Below are 1,090 nucleotides of genomic sequence, written 5' to 3' on the forward strand. Positions count from 1 at the left end.
TGTACTGCCCAGGGACGTTGGTCAACCGTGTGATGGGTGACCGGTTCCCGATGGCGGTGTGGGGCCGGTGGTGATTGTAGTGATGCAGCCACCCGGGGAGGGCGGTCCGGCGGGCGGACTCGGTCGGGTAGTGGCGTGAGAATGCCCATCCGTCGGCGAGTGTTCGGTGGAACCGTTCGATCTTGCCGTTGGTCTGGGGTCGGTATGGGCGGGTCTTCTTCGGCGTGATGTCGAGTTCCGCACATGCGTCACGCCAGGCGTGGGATTTGTAAGCCGACCCGTTATCGGAGAGAACGCGCTCGACTCGGACGCCGCGAGCAGCGAACCACGACACCGCGCGGCGGAGCACCCCGATCGCGGTGACCGCTCTCTCGTCTTCGTGGATCTCGGCGTAGGCGACGCGGGAGTGGTCGTCGATGACGGTGTGCACGAACGCAGTTCCGACGAGGACTCCGCGGTGCTTGCTGCGGCCCGTCCCTGGAGTCGCTGCTCGGTTCTTCCCGCCCTGGGCTCGGCCGACGAAGCGCCATCCGCCGCCGTCAGGGATGTTGCCGAGCTTCTTCACGTCGACGTGGATCATCGAGCCGGGATACTCGTGCTCGTATCGGCGCACCTGCTCCCCGGTCCGGACGTCGATGTGGTGCAGCCGGTTGACCCGGCACCGTGTCAGCACGGCATGCACCGTGGACGCCGGCATGCCCAGGCGTCCGCCGATAGCGACAGGCCCCAGCCGTTTGCGCCAGCGGAGTCCGACGATCTGCTTCACGAGCGCTCGTTGGGTGCGGTTCGGCGATCGGTGTGGGCGAGAAGATCGGTCCTGCATGCCGGCTTCGCCCATTGCCGCGTACCGATCGGCCCACCGCTTCGCGGTCGGCCAGGACACGTGGAAGAACACGGCTGCGTGTCGGACGGGCCAACCGTCCTCGACGATCAGACGCGCGATCCGGAGACGTGCGCGCGGGGTCAGGGCAGCGTTAGCGTGGGACAAGAGGACCTCCTGCGGAGAGTGTGTGAACTAAGCAGCTCCACTCCACCGCAGGAGGTCCTTCTCACATCCCAACGACTACAGCGAGTCGTCGCAGCTCAACCA

Annotated in this window: 1 protein-coding gene; it reads right to left on the reverse strand. The window is 66.5% G+C overall.

The window, feature by feature from the left end; all coding sequences use genetic code 11:
- A partial coding sequence (locus ITJ56_RS18100; RefSeq protein ID WP_194632020.1) for an IS481 family transposase occupies window positions 1–988 on the reverse strand: 988 nt, incomplete at its 3' end.
- Between the last annotated feature and the right edge of the window lie 102 nt (window positions 989–1,090).

It is taken from the genome of Curtobacterium sp. VKM Ac-1376 (assembly GCF_015351025.1).
Lineage (GTDB): Bacteria > Actinomycetota > Actinomycetes > Actinomycetales > Microbacteriaceae > Curtobacterium.